At 31.6% G+C, this 15082-nt stretch carries 14 protein-coding genes; 3 read left to right on the forward strand and 11 right to left on the reverse strand.

Annotated elements, in window-relative coordinates; translation table 11 throughout:
• Positions 1–855, reverse strand: a complete 855-nt coding sequence (locus tag QO182_RS13140; RefSeq protein WP_371562100.1) for a DUF4349 domain-containing protein — start codon at positions 853–855, stop codon at positions 1–3.
• 68 nt (positions 856–923) lie between these two features.
• The gene (locus tag QO182_RS13145) at positions 924–1337 is read right to left on the reverse strand and encodes a ribonuclease P protein component (RefSeq protein ID WP_371562102.1); all 414 of its coding nucleotides are present in this window, start codon (positions 1335–1337) and stop codon (positions 924–926) included.
• A 122-nt stretch (positions 1338–1459) separates the two neighbouring features.
• On the opposite strand from QO182_RS13145, the gene QO182_RS13150 reads away from it, so the two are divergent.
• The 3 genes from QO182_RS13150 (at position 1460) to QO182_RS13160 (ending at position 3964) form a co-directional block, all read left to right on the forward strand.
• Positions 1460–2194: a lysophospholipid acyltransferase family protein gene (locus tag QO182_RS13150; protein ID WP_371538103.1), complete on the forward strand. Its 735-nt coding sequence runs from the start codon at positions 1460–1462 to the stop codon at positions 2192–2194.
• A 10-nt stretch (positions 2195–2204) separates the two neighbouring features.
• A complete protein-coding gene (locus tag QO182_RS13155) occupies positions 2205–3191 on the forward strand; it encodes an acyl-ACP desaturase (protein ID WP_371538106.1) in 987 nt (328 codons plus the stop codon).
• A 119-nt stretch (positions 3192–3310) separates the two neighbouring features.
• Positions 3311–3964 carry an HD domain-containing protein gene (locus QO182_RS13160; protein WP_371538109.1) on the forward strand — a complete coding sequence of 218 codons (654 nt, stop codon included), beginning with the start codon at positions 3311–3313 and terminating at the stop codon, positions 3962–3964.
• A 163-nt stretch (positions 3965–4127) separates the two neighbouring features.
• Here QO182_RS13160 and QO182_RS13165 read toward each other — a convergent pair whose 3' ends face one another.
• From QO182_RS13165 to QO182_RS13205, 9 genes are all read right to left on the reverse strand, one after another.
• The gene (locus QO182_RS13165; protein ID WP_371538112.1) at positions 4128–6134 is read right to left on the reverse strand and encodes an LruC domain-containing protein; all 2007 of its coding nucleotides are present in this window, start codon (positions 6132–6134) and stop codon (positions 4128–4130) included.
• A 209-nt stretch (positions 6135–6343) separates the two neighbouring features.
• A complete protein-coding gene (locus tag QO182_RS13170) occupies positions 6344–7390 on the reverse strand; it encodes a beta-propeller fold lactonase family protein (protein ID WP_371538114.1) in 1047 nt (348 codons plus the stop codon).
• A 90-nt stretch (positions 7391–7480) separates the two neighbouring features.
• Positions 7481–8671: a glycosyltransferase family 2 protein gene (locus QO182_RS13175; protein ID WP_371538116.1), complete on the reverse strand. Its 1191-nt coding sequence runs from the start codon at positions 8669–8671 to the stop codon at positions 7481–7483.
• 193 nt (positions 8672–8864) lie between these two features.
• Positions 8865–9848, reverse strand: coding sequence for an acyltransferase family protein (locus QO182_RS13180; RefSeq protein ID WP_371538118.1), 984 nt, complete (start codon positions 9846–9848; stop codon positions 8865–8867).
• Between the two features lie 109 nt (positions 9849–9957).
• Complete coding sequence (locus tag QO182_RS13185; RefSeq protein ID WP_371538120.1) at positions 9958–10563, reverse strand: DapH/DapD/GlmU-related protein; 606 nt, start codon at positions 10561–10563, stop codon at positions 9958–9960.
• A gap of 2 nt (positions 10564–10565) precedes the next feature.
• Positions 10566–11747: a glycosyltransferase family 2 protein gene (locus tag QO182_RS13190; protein ID WP_371538122.1), complete on the reverse strand. Its 1182-nt coding sequence runs from the start codon at positions 11745–11747 to the stop codon at positions 10566–10568.
• Positions 11744–12655, reverse strand: a complete 912-nt coding sequence (locus QO182_RS13195) for a glycosyltransferase family 2 protein (protein ID WP_371538125.1) — start codon at positions 12653–12655, stop codon at positions 11744–11746. The genes QO182_RS13190 and QO182_RS13195 overlap by 4 nt, the downstream gene beginning before the upstream one ends.
• A gap of 12 nt (positions 12656–12667) precedes the next feature.
• The gene (locus QO182_RS13200; RefSeq protein WP_371538128.1) at positions 12668–13858 is read right to left on the reverse strand and encodes a glycosyltransferase; all 1191 of its coding nucleotides are present in this window, start codon (positions 13856–13858) and stop codon (positions 12668–12670) included.
• A gap of 4 nt (positions 13859–13862) precedes the next feature.
• A complete protein-coding gene (locus QO182_RS13205; protein WP_371538131.1) occupies positions 13863–14978 on the reverse strand; it encodes a glycosyltransferase family 4 protein in 1116 nt (371 codons plus the stop codon).
• Between the last annotated feature and the right edge of the window lie 104 nt (positions 14979–15082).

Consider the following 15082-nt stretch of genomic DNA (forward strand, 5'->3'; position numbering starts at 1 on the left):
TTAAACGGTTTTTTTCTTAAATCTTTTTTTTACAAAATAAAATAATGCTCCTAGAATCAGAAGGAAAGGCCAAACGCTAATTAAACTTATGAAAAAGCTTGAGAAGCTGTTAAATCCAGATTCGACTGCATTCCAGGTTTTCATTCCATAAGAAACGGTTATACCACTATCTGGGGCAACTGGTTTATAAAATTCTATTGTAACGGTACTTAAAGACACTCTGTCTTGTAGGTAATTTAATTGTCCTTGCTTAGCTTCTATTTCTTCACGAATGGCTGATAGTTGTGCTTCAACTTCTAACATTTCCGATACTTTAGTTGCTTTTTTTAGTAATTCGATATAGCGATTCTCAAGTACTTTTTTAGTTTTTAATCGTGCATCAATATCAATATATTCAGTTGTTACATCTTGCGCAGAAATTTCTTTATTGTCAAAATAGGAAATACCTTTTGATATGTTTTTTAAAAAGACATCAAAATTGTGACTAGGAACTCTAATGATTAATCGTCTAAAGATAGAGCCGTAATCTTTGCCTTCAGTGTCATTTTGGATTGAAGCACCACTTTCGGTTGTGTTTTTTAGTATCTGATTATAAGTAGAATTTAAATCAGTGGTTTCAAAACGAAGGTTGGCTTCTTTAATGATTTTTTGTTCTTTCTGAGAGGAATTAATTGGAGGCTCTTCGGTAACTTCTTCAGCGTTTGCAATTACAGGTTTAACAAACTGTACTTGATCTACATTTCCTTTTTTTGCTGGCATTGCAATAGCTAATACTTCGCTATCTAATTCACTCTCGGATTTTTTACAGCTCGAAAAAGAAATCAGCACCAATAAAAACAGAATAATAGATTTCATATTAATTTTATTTAGAGCTAAAACTACAATTTTTTTTGGGAAACTATAATTTAATTATTTAACGAAAACTACTCTTCTACAATATCGTTATTTATTTCTGCTTGCTCTTTTTTACCGTTTTGCGCTATAAACTTTTCAAACAATTGGATGGTTTTGGTATTGATTTCTTCATAAGACATACGGTCTTTGGTTTGATAAAAAAACATGAAAGAAAATGGCTTGTCCAGATTGTCAATAAGAATATGTTTGTTCAAACGATAAGTTTCGCGAAGGACACGTTTAAAATAATTCCTGTCCACTGCTCTTTTGAAATTCCTCTTAGAAACAGAAACGCCCATTTTTATTTCCTGACCGTCAATTGATGGTCCGGAATGATATACGAGTCGTAAAGGATATTTAGATACAGATTTCCCTTCAGAAAATAATAGTCCAATTGTGATTTTACTTTTTAGTTTTTCTTTTTTTGGATAAGTGAAATTCATTTTTGTTTAAAGACAAGGGATTATAGCGAACAAAGGTACAATTAAACGCCAAACCTATTATTGTTTAGGAATTAAATAGCGGTAAAAATATATTTCCTACTTTTGTGGCTAACATTTTAAGCATGGAAAAAATAATATCGTATCCCATTTCTGTAATTTATTATTTATTATTTGGTCTTACTTTGGTCATTTTTCACCCTATTCAGTGGGTTTGTTTTAATGTTTTTGGATACCAAGCTCATAAAAAGAGTGTGGATTATATGAATTTTATTTTGTTGAAATGCACAAATATTCTGGGAACAACCTATAAATTTGAAAATATAGAAGGTGTGCCTAAAAATGCACCAATCATATTTGTTTCTAATCATCAAAGTATGTACGATATCATTGCAATGATTTGGTATTTACGAAGATTTCATTGTAAATTTGTTAGTAAGAAGGAATTAGGGAAAGGGATTCCAAGTGTTTCCTTTAATTTACGTCACGGAGGTTCTGTATTAATTGATCGAAAAGACCCTAAGCAAGCAATTCCTGCAATTAAAGGATTGGCTGATTATATAGGAGCAAATAACCGTTCAGCAGTTATTTTTCCCGAAGGAACGCGAAGCAAGACAGGTAAGCCGAAAGAGTTTGCGCAAACAGGTTTAAAAATATTATGTAAGAATTCACCATCGGCTTATGTCGTTCCAGTAAGTATCAACAATTCTTGGAAAATGGTTAAATACGGATTTTTTCCGTTAGGTTTGGGAAATCGCCTTACCTTTGTATTACATAAGCCATTAGCGGTAAGTGAATATGACTTTGCTGAGTTAATGGAAAAGGCAGAAAGCGAAGTAGTAAAAGGAATAAAATTTTAATTTATATAAGATGTCAATAAAAAACATTCGATTAGAAGTTATGCAGTTTTTGGAAAAAAACGTTGATAGCTATGTTGATCAATATTTAATACCTGTTGAAAAAATATGGCAACCAAGCGATTTTTTACCAAACTCAGAAAGTGATACCTTTTTTGAAGAGGTTAAAGAGTTGCGTGAAATAGCAAAGGATTTACCGTATGACTTTTGGGTTACCTTAGTTGGGGACACCATTACGGAAGAAGCCCTTCCTACCTATGAATCTTGGTTGATGGATGTAGAAGGAATTGATAACGTAGAAAGAAACGGTTGGTCTAAATGGATCAGACAATGGACTGGAGAAGAAAATCGTCATGGTGATTTATTAAACAAATACCTATACTTATCTGGGCGTGTAAATATGCGTGAGATTGAGATGACAACCCAACACCTTATCAATGATGGTTTCGATATTGGAACTGGAAGAGATCCGTATAAAAACTTTGTATATACGAGTTTTCAAGAGCTTGCTACTTATGTTTCTCACAATAGAGTAGCACAAATGGCTAAGAAATATGGAGACAATAAGTTGTCTAAAATGTGTAAGATGATTGCTGGTGACGAGATGCGTCATCATCATGCTTATTCTGAGTTTGTAAGTGCTATTTTCAAGATAGATCCTAGTGAGATGATGATTGCTTTTCAATATATGATGAAACAAAAAATTGTAATGCCAGCGCATTTCTTGAGAGAATCAGGAGAGAAAATAAGTACTGCATTCGAACAATTTTCTGATTCAGCGCAGCGTATCGGAGTTTATACTGCGGCGGATTATATTGATATCATGCAAAAATTAATGGTTAAATGGGAAATTGATAAAATTACTGGTTTAACAGATGAAGCTGAAAAAGCACGTGATTATCTAATGAAATTACCTGCTAGAATGGCTAGAATTTCAGAAAGAATGGTTATTCCTCAAGAATCCCATATTTTCAAATGGGTAGAGCCTGCAAGATTGTAAGCTTTTAGTGAAAGAGCAACGAATGTTGATTTTAAAATCAACCTTAAAATAGAATACAGATGTTGATTTTTGGAGTGTAACAACTTTAGAAATCAGCATTTTTTTATAAAATATAAAACATGAACAACACAGATATCATAAGTAAGACAATCACTTTTGTAAAAGAAAAATTGGAAAATGCCGAAGGCGGTCACGATTGGTTTCATATCGAAAGAGTTTATAAAAATGCATTATCGATTGCAAAGGATGAGGTTTGTAATGAAACAATTGTAAAGTTGGCGGCGTTGCTTCATGATATAGCGGACAGTAAATTCAATAATGGAGATGAATCTATCGGGCCAGAAACTGCAAGAGTTTTTTTAGAGTCAGAAGATGTTGAAGAAGAAATTATAAGCCATGTGATTAAAATAATTGAGAACATTTCCTATAAAGGCGGTAATTTTAAAAAAGATTTTACTTCTGTCGAATTAGATATTGTTCAAGATGCAGACCGTTTAGATGCTCTTGGAGCGATTGGAATAGCACGGACATTCAATTATGGCGGATTCAAAAATAGAGCGATGTACGACCCTAAAATTGCTCCGAATTTAAAAATGACAAAAGAGGAATACAAAAATAGTGAGGCGCCAACGCTAAATCATTTTTATGAAAAGCTGTTCCTTTTAAAAGATAAAATGAATACGTCAACCGGAAAACAAATTGCATTAGAGAGACATCGTTTCATGGAAACCTTTATTGCGCAATTTTATGCGGAATGGGATGGGGAGAAATAAGGCTTATTTTTAAATTACGGTACTAGAGAGTAGCTCTTAATTTCAATAAAAGCATAAGACCTAATTTTATTTGTAAATGCATTACGCTTTGCGAATAAAATTAGGTCTTTTTAATTTACACAATAGTTAGTTTATTGTGTGGTCTCTTTTTTTGAGACCAGTATTAGTTTTGAATCTGGTCATCATTTCGATTTCCCGGATTGTCTTTATACCAGTCAATATTTACAGTTCCACCTGAATTTGCCCACTGCACAAAATAGTTATACGCATCTGCAATATTCACTTTTTCTTTAGGAACTTTAAAATCATGTATAAAACTAATAGCCCATGGCATTCCATTGTCTGAAACATAATTACCGTTTATATCACGATTTGCACCAGCTATTTCCACAAACGGTTTTCCTAAAGAGGTAGGTTTTGTGTAAGGTAAATGAATTTCTTTTTCTCGTATTTTATTAGCTATTATAAATGGATTGAAAGGTGCTATACCAAGGTCTGAAGTACTTGTAGGCTCTGTAAACTTAATTGAAATTGTTCGTTCAGTAAGTAAGTTCCGTGCGGCATCAGTTAGAATGATAACAGCATGTTGTTGATTGGCTTCTGTTCCGTTAGTATTTAAGGTGATATAATTCTCAGTCAAAATGGTTCCACCGACACTTTTAATTTGTGAAGGGGATATATTGGCCAGTTCGATACCAATTCCGTTTGTAAATCCTGCTCCATTTGCCTTAACGTGACAGATAATGTCCATTTGTACAGCTAAATTTTGAGCATTTAATTTCAAAATCACTTGATAGTTTAAGGCTACATCATTAAAATCATAATCACCATAAGAAGGCCACAAGTCCTCAAAGGCAATTGTTCCCTTGCCATATTTACTAGGCGTATATAATTCAAAGGCTATATTAGCATCTAGTGGTGACGCATCATCTTGATCTTGAACACCATCCCCATCAGAATCTATAGCAGTGTCTACAGTAGTGTACACCCTAAAAGTAGCTAAATCATTAATAGTGCGTTTATAATCTGTATTGTTCTTAGCGCTTGTTCCGTAAACGTATTTCCAGCCACCAGTCTGTGTATCCATTATTATTAAATCAGAACTAGAAGCATTGTTTGCTAGCCAAAGTTCCTCCTTAGAATCAAATGTCATGGATGTTGGTTGAAAAGGCAAGTTGTCGGCACTTATTCTAGTGCTTTGATATACATTTTTGTTATCTAATTCTAATCTGTATAATCCAGAAAAGGTACATAAAAATAAAGTCCCATCTTTTGCAAAAGCTAAATCTCCACCGTTCGTGTTATGGAGTCCTTTAATCGTTATGGCTGCACTTAGAGCTCCAGTAGAGGGATTAATCGTATATATTTTATCTTGATTAGAATAATACAATAATCCGTCTGTAGTATTGAAATCAAGTCTTGGACCACTTGTTCCTAGATTTTTAATAGTTTTCCATGAATTAGTAGCAATAGAATATTTCATTAGTGGGTATGGACTTTGATTCCCTATTGAATATACACATTTATCGGCTTGATCAACTGCACAGGTAACACTTCCCATCGGCATATCTGACAAGAAGGTTAGTTCGCCATTTAATGGGTTTACTTGAAAAAGTTCTGCTGAACTGTTTACACAAAATAAATAGTCATTTATTAAAGTAGTAGCAGAAGATTTATTAGTTGAACGAGATTTATTAGTAACGGTTTTAGTATGGGTATAAGCGGCTTCTCCATTATTTATAGAAATAACGGAAGATGAAAAATTGAGATTGTTATTTCTTCTTATATATAATTTCGTGCAGTATTTAGGCACATTTATCGTTTGAGTCAAAACACCGTTAACAGGAACACCGGTAAATATTAATTTATTTAAGATGTCATTTTTGTAAACTGGCTCCGTAACAATTTCATCAGATTGATTTAAAAAGGTTTGATTTCCGGCAAAGTACGGTTCGTCGGTATAAGCGTACACGTCATATTTAGTATATTTTTCGACATCATTAATAATTATTTTAACTTGGCGGTAGGTGCTAAAGTCAAATGTTTTATTAGTAATTGTTAACAAAGAATCGTCTTCATCGACTACGGTAGGTTTGTCCATAGTACTACATGCATTTAGTAGCAGTGCGAAAGAGAAAATTTTAATAAATTTAAATAAAAGTGATTTCATATATGTAGTTTTTGGGGGTTTCTATTTTTTAAATAATGATTAAATTTAATTGTTTACGTTGTAAATGGGGGATAAATTAGACGAGTGTTATTTTACTATCGGTAAATAGTTGTTTACTGTAGTTGTATGTTTTTTATATGCTGCTTTAGTAATTTAGTTTTTGAGCGCATCACTATTTTCTAGGTAAGCACTTGATGTATTATCTAGTTTTATTGAACAAAAACCATGGCGTCAGGAATCTTCCCAGTCCCTATAGTGCTTACAATCGTAAAATTTTTCATATCAATTACTTCAACTTTATTAGCGTTAGAATTAGCAATAAAAGCATACAATCCATTGGGATGCATTAAAATATTTACGGGGACAGGAGTATGGTAAAGTATTCTCTCTAGCATTGTTGCTTTACCGTGAATATGAATAGTTTTGATTTTATTTTTAGAATTTTGATTATAAACAGAAATAGTTCCATCACCAGCATTAGCGACTAAACAGTATTTTCCATCAACAGAAAACTTTAGCTTTAAAGGTTCTTCTCCTGTGCGTAAAGTAGCTATAACTGCATAAGTTGTAGTATTTATAATAGTAATTGAATTTGCCTTTATATTTGTAATCCAAATTTCTGAACCATCAGGCGTAATAGCAATACTTTCAGTTCCCAATCCACAAGGAATAATTTTAATGACTTCATTTTTATTAAGGTCTATCACACTGACTGAATTCGATTTTACATTAGTTACATAAGCGATTGCTTTATTGGGATGGACTACTAACAGAAGACTTTCTTGTTGTTGAGTTTGTATTTGCTTCTCAATAGTAGCAGTTTTAATATTTAGTATTAATAAATTATTAGTAACGTAGTCAATAACAGCCACTTTATTAGATTCAGGAAGAGCAACGATACCGTTTGACTTAATACTTCCTTTTAAGTCTATCGTTTTCTCAACCTTATTAGTTTGTGTATTGATAACTTTGATGCGATTTCCATCGCGATCAACAGTCCCATAATTTGTAACAACGATTTTATTTTGCCCAGATAATGCAACTGCCTCATGAGATTCTAAGTCAATAGGAATTTCAGCTACTTCTTTACCAGTGAGTAAATCAAAGACCTTAATATTTCTACTGATTTTACTAACGATGTATAACTTACCATTAGTTTTAATAGTATAAGAAGGTATTCTAACAAGATATCTTGTTGCTGCAATTAGCAGAAATAGCATTAAAAAACCATACAATAATAATTTTGTTTTTTTCATGAATAATTCACGTAGACGGATGATGTTAATAATTAAGTTATAGGTAAGCTTCTCTTTACGGGAGTGGAAGTATACAAAAAAACAAATAATTTAACTTGCTCTCTCAGCGCGTTCCCAATTAACCGATTGTGATTTTTTTATGTATCTAAAAAACCCTAGTACCACAGATAAATTCATTATAAAAAAGTAATATGGTATAAACAGAATTTTTACACTAGTCTGTCTGTTTTCTAAAAACCAACCTAATAATGCTGCAGCATAAAATGTAAGTTGTAACCAAAACAGTACTGAAAAAAAACCTAAAGATAAAAATCCTTCATTAGCTGCTAAAATTGTTAAAACGGGTATTAAGAGTATGAGACACAATGGTGTTAAACTCCAGCGTAAAACGCGATGAGAAATATACTGAAATGAAAGCGTTCCATATTTAAAAAAATTTAATAATGAACTCAATCTTACGATAGATTGAATGCCCCCCGCAGAGATTCTAATTTTTCGTTTAAACTCTTCTTTTACATTAGCAGAGGCTGTTTCAATAGCATAGGCTTCAGGATCATATTGAATAGTATAGCCTTCTTGAGCGACTCGTAACGATATAATAAAGTCGTCAAGTAAAGTGTCTTTTTCAACATGACGGTATAATACTGTTCTAATGGCAAAAAGTTCTCCAGCAGCCCCAACAACCGAATATAGTTCAGCATCCCATTTTTTTAGGGCCGATTCATATTTCCAATAGATTCCTTCGCCAGCTCCAGCTGCCACATCACGTTCTTTATCAATAATTCGTTTTTCTCCAGAAACACATCCAACTTTATCAATACTAAATAGATTAACAATACGTCTTATCGAATTTTTTCCAAGGTTTGTATTGGCATCACTAAAAATTACAATTGGTGTTTTAACGAAATCCATACCTCGATTCATAGCGCCAATTTTTCCATTTCTTTCCGCTAAATGGTGTACCGTTGTATTAGGATAATCTTTTAGTAGATCTGGTGTTCCATCATCAGAACCATCTGTAACCCAAATGATATTTAATTTTTCTATAGGATATTCAAGTTCGAGGGAGTTTTTCATTTTTGCGGCTACATAATCCTTTTCATTATAGGCAGTTATAAACAAAGTAACCTCTGGTTCGTATGAAGGATCAACAACTTGTTTTTTACCTATTTTAAAAAACCTCCTGATTTTTATGATGACGTACAATAAAACACCATAACCCAGATAAGTGTAAATGATTATGAATAACAGAACAAATGATATTATCTTTAAAAATTCCATGTAATTTTAATTTATTTTTCCCAAGTATTGGTCACCTGAGATTATTTATGACCTACTGTTTTAAGTTTAAAAACATTGTTACATTGATGAAATGGGAACGATTTAGAAGCGCAAAACTTCGAAACCATTAATAATTTCTAGCAACATATAGCCATTGAGATTAATACTCTTTCTTATAATTTTTTAATAGATTTCAACTTATTTTCTCATTAAAATTTCCGTTTAAAATGTTATATATTTTAGGAAATAATCTATTCAACATTATAGCGAAAGTAAGTGTTAAAGCGAAACCAATAAACGGATAAAATATACTTATAGTATCATAATAATTAGGAACAACTTTAGTTAGAACGACCCTTATAATCTCGTATACTAAAGGATGATATAAGAAAAGAAGAAGTGAATATTTTTTGCCCCACTTTGAAAACCTATTCTTTTTTAAATTTATTTTAGAACTTAAAATAAATAATGGGATCGCAGTAATTATTGTCCCTAATAAAAATTGATGTGTATATTTCTTATAATCAAATAGTTTTAAAAATAGTTCTGCCTCAATAAACTGAATTGAAAAACCGATTAACACTAAAGCTATTAATAATTTATTGCTAATCAAATTAGTGTCTTTTTTCGATATAATAATCCCAATGTGCATAAATGGAATAGATAGTAACAATGAAAATAAACTAAAATCAATATTTTGATTAAATAATTGATCATAAGAATCTGTTAGTAGTGCGGATAGCAATATAAAAATGGATATATAGGGAAGAACCTTAATTTTTTGAATATAAAATAAATACCAAATAAAAATATAACCTATTAATAATCCTCCTATAAACCAAAGATGAAAATAACTGCCTGTCAAAATAGTAGCAATACTATTTATGTTATTTCCATGTATAAAATCTATTGGCAGATATATTATACTTGCTACAATTAAAATTGAAATTAACATACTCACGTTCTTTTGAATTCGGTTAAAATCAAGATTATTATTAACTATTTTATCACCAAGAAAAAAACCTGTTGCTAAAAAATAGAAAGGAACAGCCCAACGCGAAAGCAACCTTAAGGTATCAACATATTCTGGATTTAAACTTCCATAATTAGTGTGGATGCACATTATAAAAAATGCTGCAATTAGTCTGAATAAATCGATTCCGTTTTTTCTACTCATATTCTTTTATTTTTATCGTATGTACAAAGTAATTTTAAATTGTAGGCCTTTATGATAGCATAAATTGTTTACTTTTTAATCTCTAAATCTATTCATAAAGGTCTAGTTGTTAATTCAAACTTTTTATAACCTTTGCAGGAATTCCTGCTGCGAGTGAAAAAGGAGGAATATCTTTTGTTACAATAGCTCCAGTAGCAATTGTCGAGCCTTCTCCTATTGTAACACCCTTCAATATAACAACTCTAGTTGCTAACCAAACATTATCACCAATAGTAATGGGAGTTTGCACTACTTCAACATCTCTGTCTTCAACTCCATGAAAATCACTATCCATAATAATTACACCTGGAGCAATTTGCACATTTTTCCCAATTTTCACTTGAAAACAAGCTGATATAATAGTTCCTACATTAATGAATGTATTATCACCAATAATAAGCTTTCCTTTACCTCCAGCATGAAGTTGTGTTTTATGAATATGCGACCAAATTTTTACTCTGTCACCTAAAATTATTTCACCATCTGCCTCTATTTTTGGAATTCCTCTAACGGTACATAAGCGACCGGTTTTACAGTTTCTTAAAAACCATTTACCTAAAACTACTCGCCAAAATATTCCCCAAATCCTTTTAATGATTAACATGTTAGGGTTTCTTAAAGGATTGGCCTCTTTCAGTGTGATGTATTCATTTTTTAATTTGCTAAAGACCCCCATAATTAAATTGTATTTTCTATATCATCGTTAGTGTGTGGTGTATGAATAAAGGTTTTAGTTGCCCCTCTCATTTTAAATAAAGCAATAAATATTCCAAAGAAAGCTTTGGGTAACTGCATAAATGCGTAGAATAATTGTACGGTATAAAACTTGCTTGGAATTGAAATTGCAAAAGATAATATGTTAGCCACAAAGAGTGCTGACCACACATAAAAATAGAAATCAGGACTAACGAAAAAAGCAACGACAGCTGCAATAAATAAAAAGCCTGGTAAAATTAATCTTGGTGGTAACATCATTTGAAATGCTTTATCAAAATAATCTACATTTCCTTTAGTAATTAGATACCAAAAAGCTTTTAAAAAGTCGGTCTTAAAATAATGATACTGAGCTGCTATCCATCTACTTCTTTGATTGTTAAATGCTTTAGCTTGGCTTACTTTTTCATCGTAACAAATTGCATCGTCCCTATATTCAAACTTATACCCTCTTTTTAATAAATTTAATTCTAGCTCTTTATCCTCTGCAACAGAATCAATTTTGCTCATAGTATTCTTATATAATTGATAAGAAAAGGCCATGCCCGACCCCGCCAATCTAGAGGACAAACCAATAGCACGATGACCTTTGCTATAGATATTGTTATTAATCTCTTCGCTTATAGCATCCAACATAGCAAAATCTTTGGTGTTTTTAGCGGCTCTATGTCCTTGTACCACATGATAACCTGCATTGATGGAATCGTTTATTTTCGTAGTAAAATCATGCGCCAAAACGTTATCGGCATCTAAGATTAACGCCACATCATATTTGTTTTCAGGGATTTCTGCCATTGTTTCATTTAATGCTTTTGCTTTGGTGCTCTTCTCAAAAGAAACTTCTTTTACCTTTATTGGTAATAAATTTAAAGCATCTAATGTTTTTTGTTGAAATGAATCAGCAATAACAATTACATCAAATAGCTCTGCTGGATAGTCTTGGTTTAAAGCTTCCTTAGCAACATTATAAATAACAGCATCTTCTTTATAAGCAGGTATGAATAATACAAATCTATTCTGTTTGTTTATTATTGGTTTTTTAACCTTGCGAGGTAACTTTCCAAGTATGGCATAAGTTATTAAAAACATGACGGATGCTCCTAGATAAACCAATAGAAGGTAGTGTAATATTTCAAGTGCTATCATAACTGTTGATTTTTGTTAACATTAAAATTGGTAAAATTCCAGGCCACTCCTCTATATAAAGCGGATAAATGCTCTTTATTAAATAAATATTTGATGGTATTTTTTGGAAGCGAAATCATAAAAAAATAAATCATTGCAAGTAAAAAAGTGATTCCATAACTATTTCTTCGCAAAAATAACACCCTATTTCTGTTAAGGTAGTAGGTTTTTAAAGGACTATTTTTTCCTGTAGAAATAGATTCTTTATGCAAGATTGCCGAGTTCGGTTGATAATAAATTGTATATCCTGCTTTCCTAACTCTTTCTGCAAAATCATATTCTTCATAATACAAAAAATAACCTTCATATAACAACCCTAATTCTTCTAAAACACTTTTTCGTATCATCATACAAGCGCCGTGAGGATAAAAGGTTTCTTTAACTTCATTGTATTGACCACTGTCCTTTTCTTTATCGCCGTCACTTCCAGCCCTTGACGTAATAGGGTTTAAAGCAGATGTTCCTGCATATTGGATAATATTATCTTCATAAAAATAAAGAATTTTTGAGCTTGCTATTGCTATTTTTTTATCAGATTCCATTAACTCCACTAAGCTATCTAGGAAGTCTGGTTTAACTTCAGTATCATTGTTTAACAGCAAGATATAATCTCCTTTTGCTTGTTTTAAAGCGATATTATTTCCCCCCGCAAAACCTAAATTTTTCTCACTTATTATTAATTGAACTTCTGGATACATTTCTTTAATAATAGATGGAGAGGTTGTAGGAGAGGCGTTATCTACAATTAATGTTTCAAAATTAGGATAAGTAACTTTTCGTAAAGAGGCTAACATTTCGCAAGTAACTGTGGGCTGATCGTAATTTACACTTACTATCGACACCAAGGGTTGTTGATATTTATTTTTCATAAATTTTGGTTTTTAGTTTAATTGCTGAATTGCCTTATAGATTTCTTGAACATTATTTTCCCAAGTATGACCTTTGGCAAAATTAATTCGCTGTTGCTGTTTCTCTGGACTGTTTTCTTTTAAGGCTTTCTCTATCAAATTAATATAATCTAATGCCGTTTGTCCTAAATAGACGTAATCTTTAAAGATTTCCATTGTTGGTGTTTGAGTAGCTACTGTAGGTTTTCCCATTGCTAAATACTCATCAATTTTCCTAGGGTAATTCCCTATAGTTAAATCATTAACTACTTGTGGATTCATGCAGACATCAAAATATTTAATATATGCTGGAAGTTCATCTCCACTTTTACTTCCTAAAAAATGAACATTGCTTATCTGGTGTAATTCACTATTTTTAAATGCATCGTCCTCTGGTCCAACTAAAATGATTTGCCAATCGGTTTTGGTTTTTGCTATTTCAACTAGCAAATTAATATTTAATCGCATTTCAGTTAAGAAGCCGATATAACCAATTTTAACGCCTTTAATTTTTGCTAGATCTGTAGGTTCCGCAACTTCATTTGGTTTAAAAAGTTCTAAATCACAACCTTGTCCAACATAGTAAGAGTTTGAATTAAATGGCTTAGCATAATCTCTTAAATAAGGTGAGTTTGAAACTACTAAATCGGCAGATTTTATGGTTTCCTTTTCTAATCTTGTACCGTGCTTTTTAAAATAATCTTGCGTGATTAAGTTGTCTCTAATATAATAAATGTATAGTTCAGGACTGAGTAACTCTTTCAGATAGACACCTCTAAACATAGAACTATCATTAAATAATATGTACTCTTCAAACCCTAATTGTTCAGTAATTCTTTGTATTTCAGAGGCTAATCTTTTTGTGTTTAGTTTATTAAAAAAATCAAATATTTTTTTATTTTTTAACCAATTAACGGACTCAAAAACTATTTTAGGGTAAAAAGACCAAAAGGCGTCACCCAACTTAATTAAACCGGAACTTTGACCTTTTAAGACAGATAGCCTTGTTAAATCATTTGGATCTGTAAAAGTCCATTTTAAAAATTTTTTTCTATCTAACGGGACGTTAACATAGATTACCTTGTTGTTTTTTGCTAATTCTGTTGCAATGTTTTTACAATTACTTCCTATGGATACATCCCATGATTGCATTCCTACAATGACTATGTTTTTTCTTTTAATCATAATTTTAGAGTTGTTGTAAATAAATATTTTCTATTTCCTTACACATCCTGTCAATAGTATAAGTTTGTAAAATAATCTCTCTAGATTTTTTTCCAAATTGAGCCATCTTAGCTTTGTCTTGGTGTAAATCAATAAATGCATTAGCTAAACTTTCATAATCCCCACAAGCAATTAAAATACCGTTTTCACCATCTTCAATTACTTCCTTAGAACCATCAACTCCTGTTGACACAATAGGCTTCTCCATTGTCATAGCTTCTAATAAACCAAGTGGTAAACCTTCCCATAATGAGGGTAAAGTATAAATATCGATAGTGCTTAACACATTAGGCATGTCTTGTCTAAAGTCCGACCATACAATCATGTCTTCAATATCTAACTCTTTAACTAAGGCTTTCACATCTGCCAATAAATCTCCATTTCCCATTAAAAGGAATACGATATCGTTTGTTTTATCTTTTACTTTTCTAATGGCTCTAATTAAAGTTAAAGGATCTTTTTGGACGGTCATTCTAACTAAAAAACCTACAATAGTTTTATTTTCTGGTAAACCGAGTTCTTTCTGTAGATTTAGTAATTTTTTTGAAGGATTAAATTTTTCAGTATCAACGCCATTATAAACGACCTGGGAGTTACTCATTCCAAATAGATTAATTCCATCTTTTTGATTACTACGTGAAACAGTAATAGTAACATCTGCTTTTTTTGTTAAGAAACTTTCACTTTTAATTTTCAACATTTTAATCCATGGATTTTGATTTTGATGAAAAGACCATCCATGAACTGTATAGATTATTGGTAACCCTAATTTTTTTGCGGCCCAAAAAACATTAGAATTTGCTCGTGTACCATGTGCATGAACAATATCAATTTCATGGTCAATCATAAATTGCTTCACTTTACCCCAAACTCTTACATCATAGGGTATTTCTGTGTAAATTACGTGAGCATCAATACCAAGATATTTTACTCTTTCAACCATCGGACCTTCTGTAAAAGATAACACAATTGGCTCAAATTTTGATTTATCAATATTGGTTATTAAATCTAGAACATGCGTTTCTCCTCCTCCAATTTTTCCCTGACGAATGGTTTCTAGTATTTTAATTTTTTTTATCATTGTTTTTTTTCAGTCTCTTTATCTCGTTGATTTCTTAAAACAGATTTTAACATTTGCAGATTTACAAATGACTCAGGGGAATTTCATGAAATTGTAAATCTTTA

The sequence above is a fragment of the Flavobacterium sp. Arc2 genome, from assembly GCF_041431385.1.
Taxonomy (GTDB): domain Bacteria; phylum Bacteroidota; class Bacteroidia; order Flavobacteriales; family Flavobacteriaceae; genus Flavobacterium.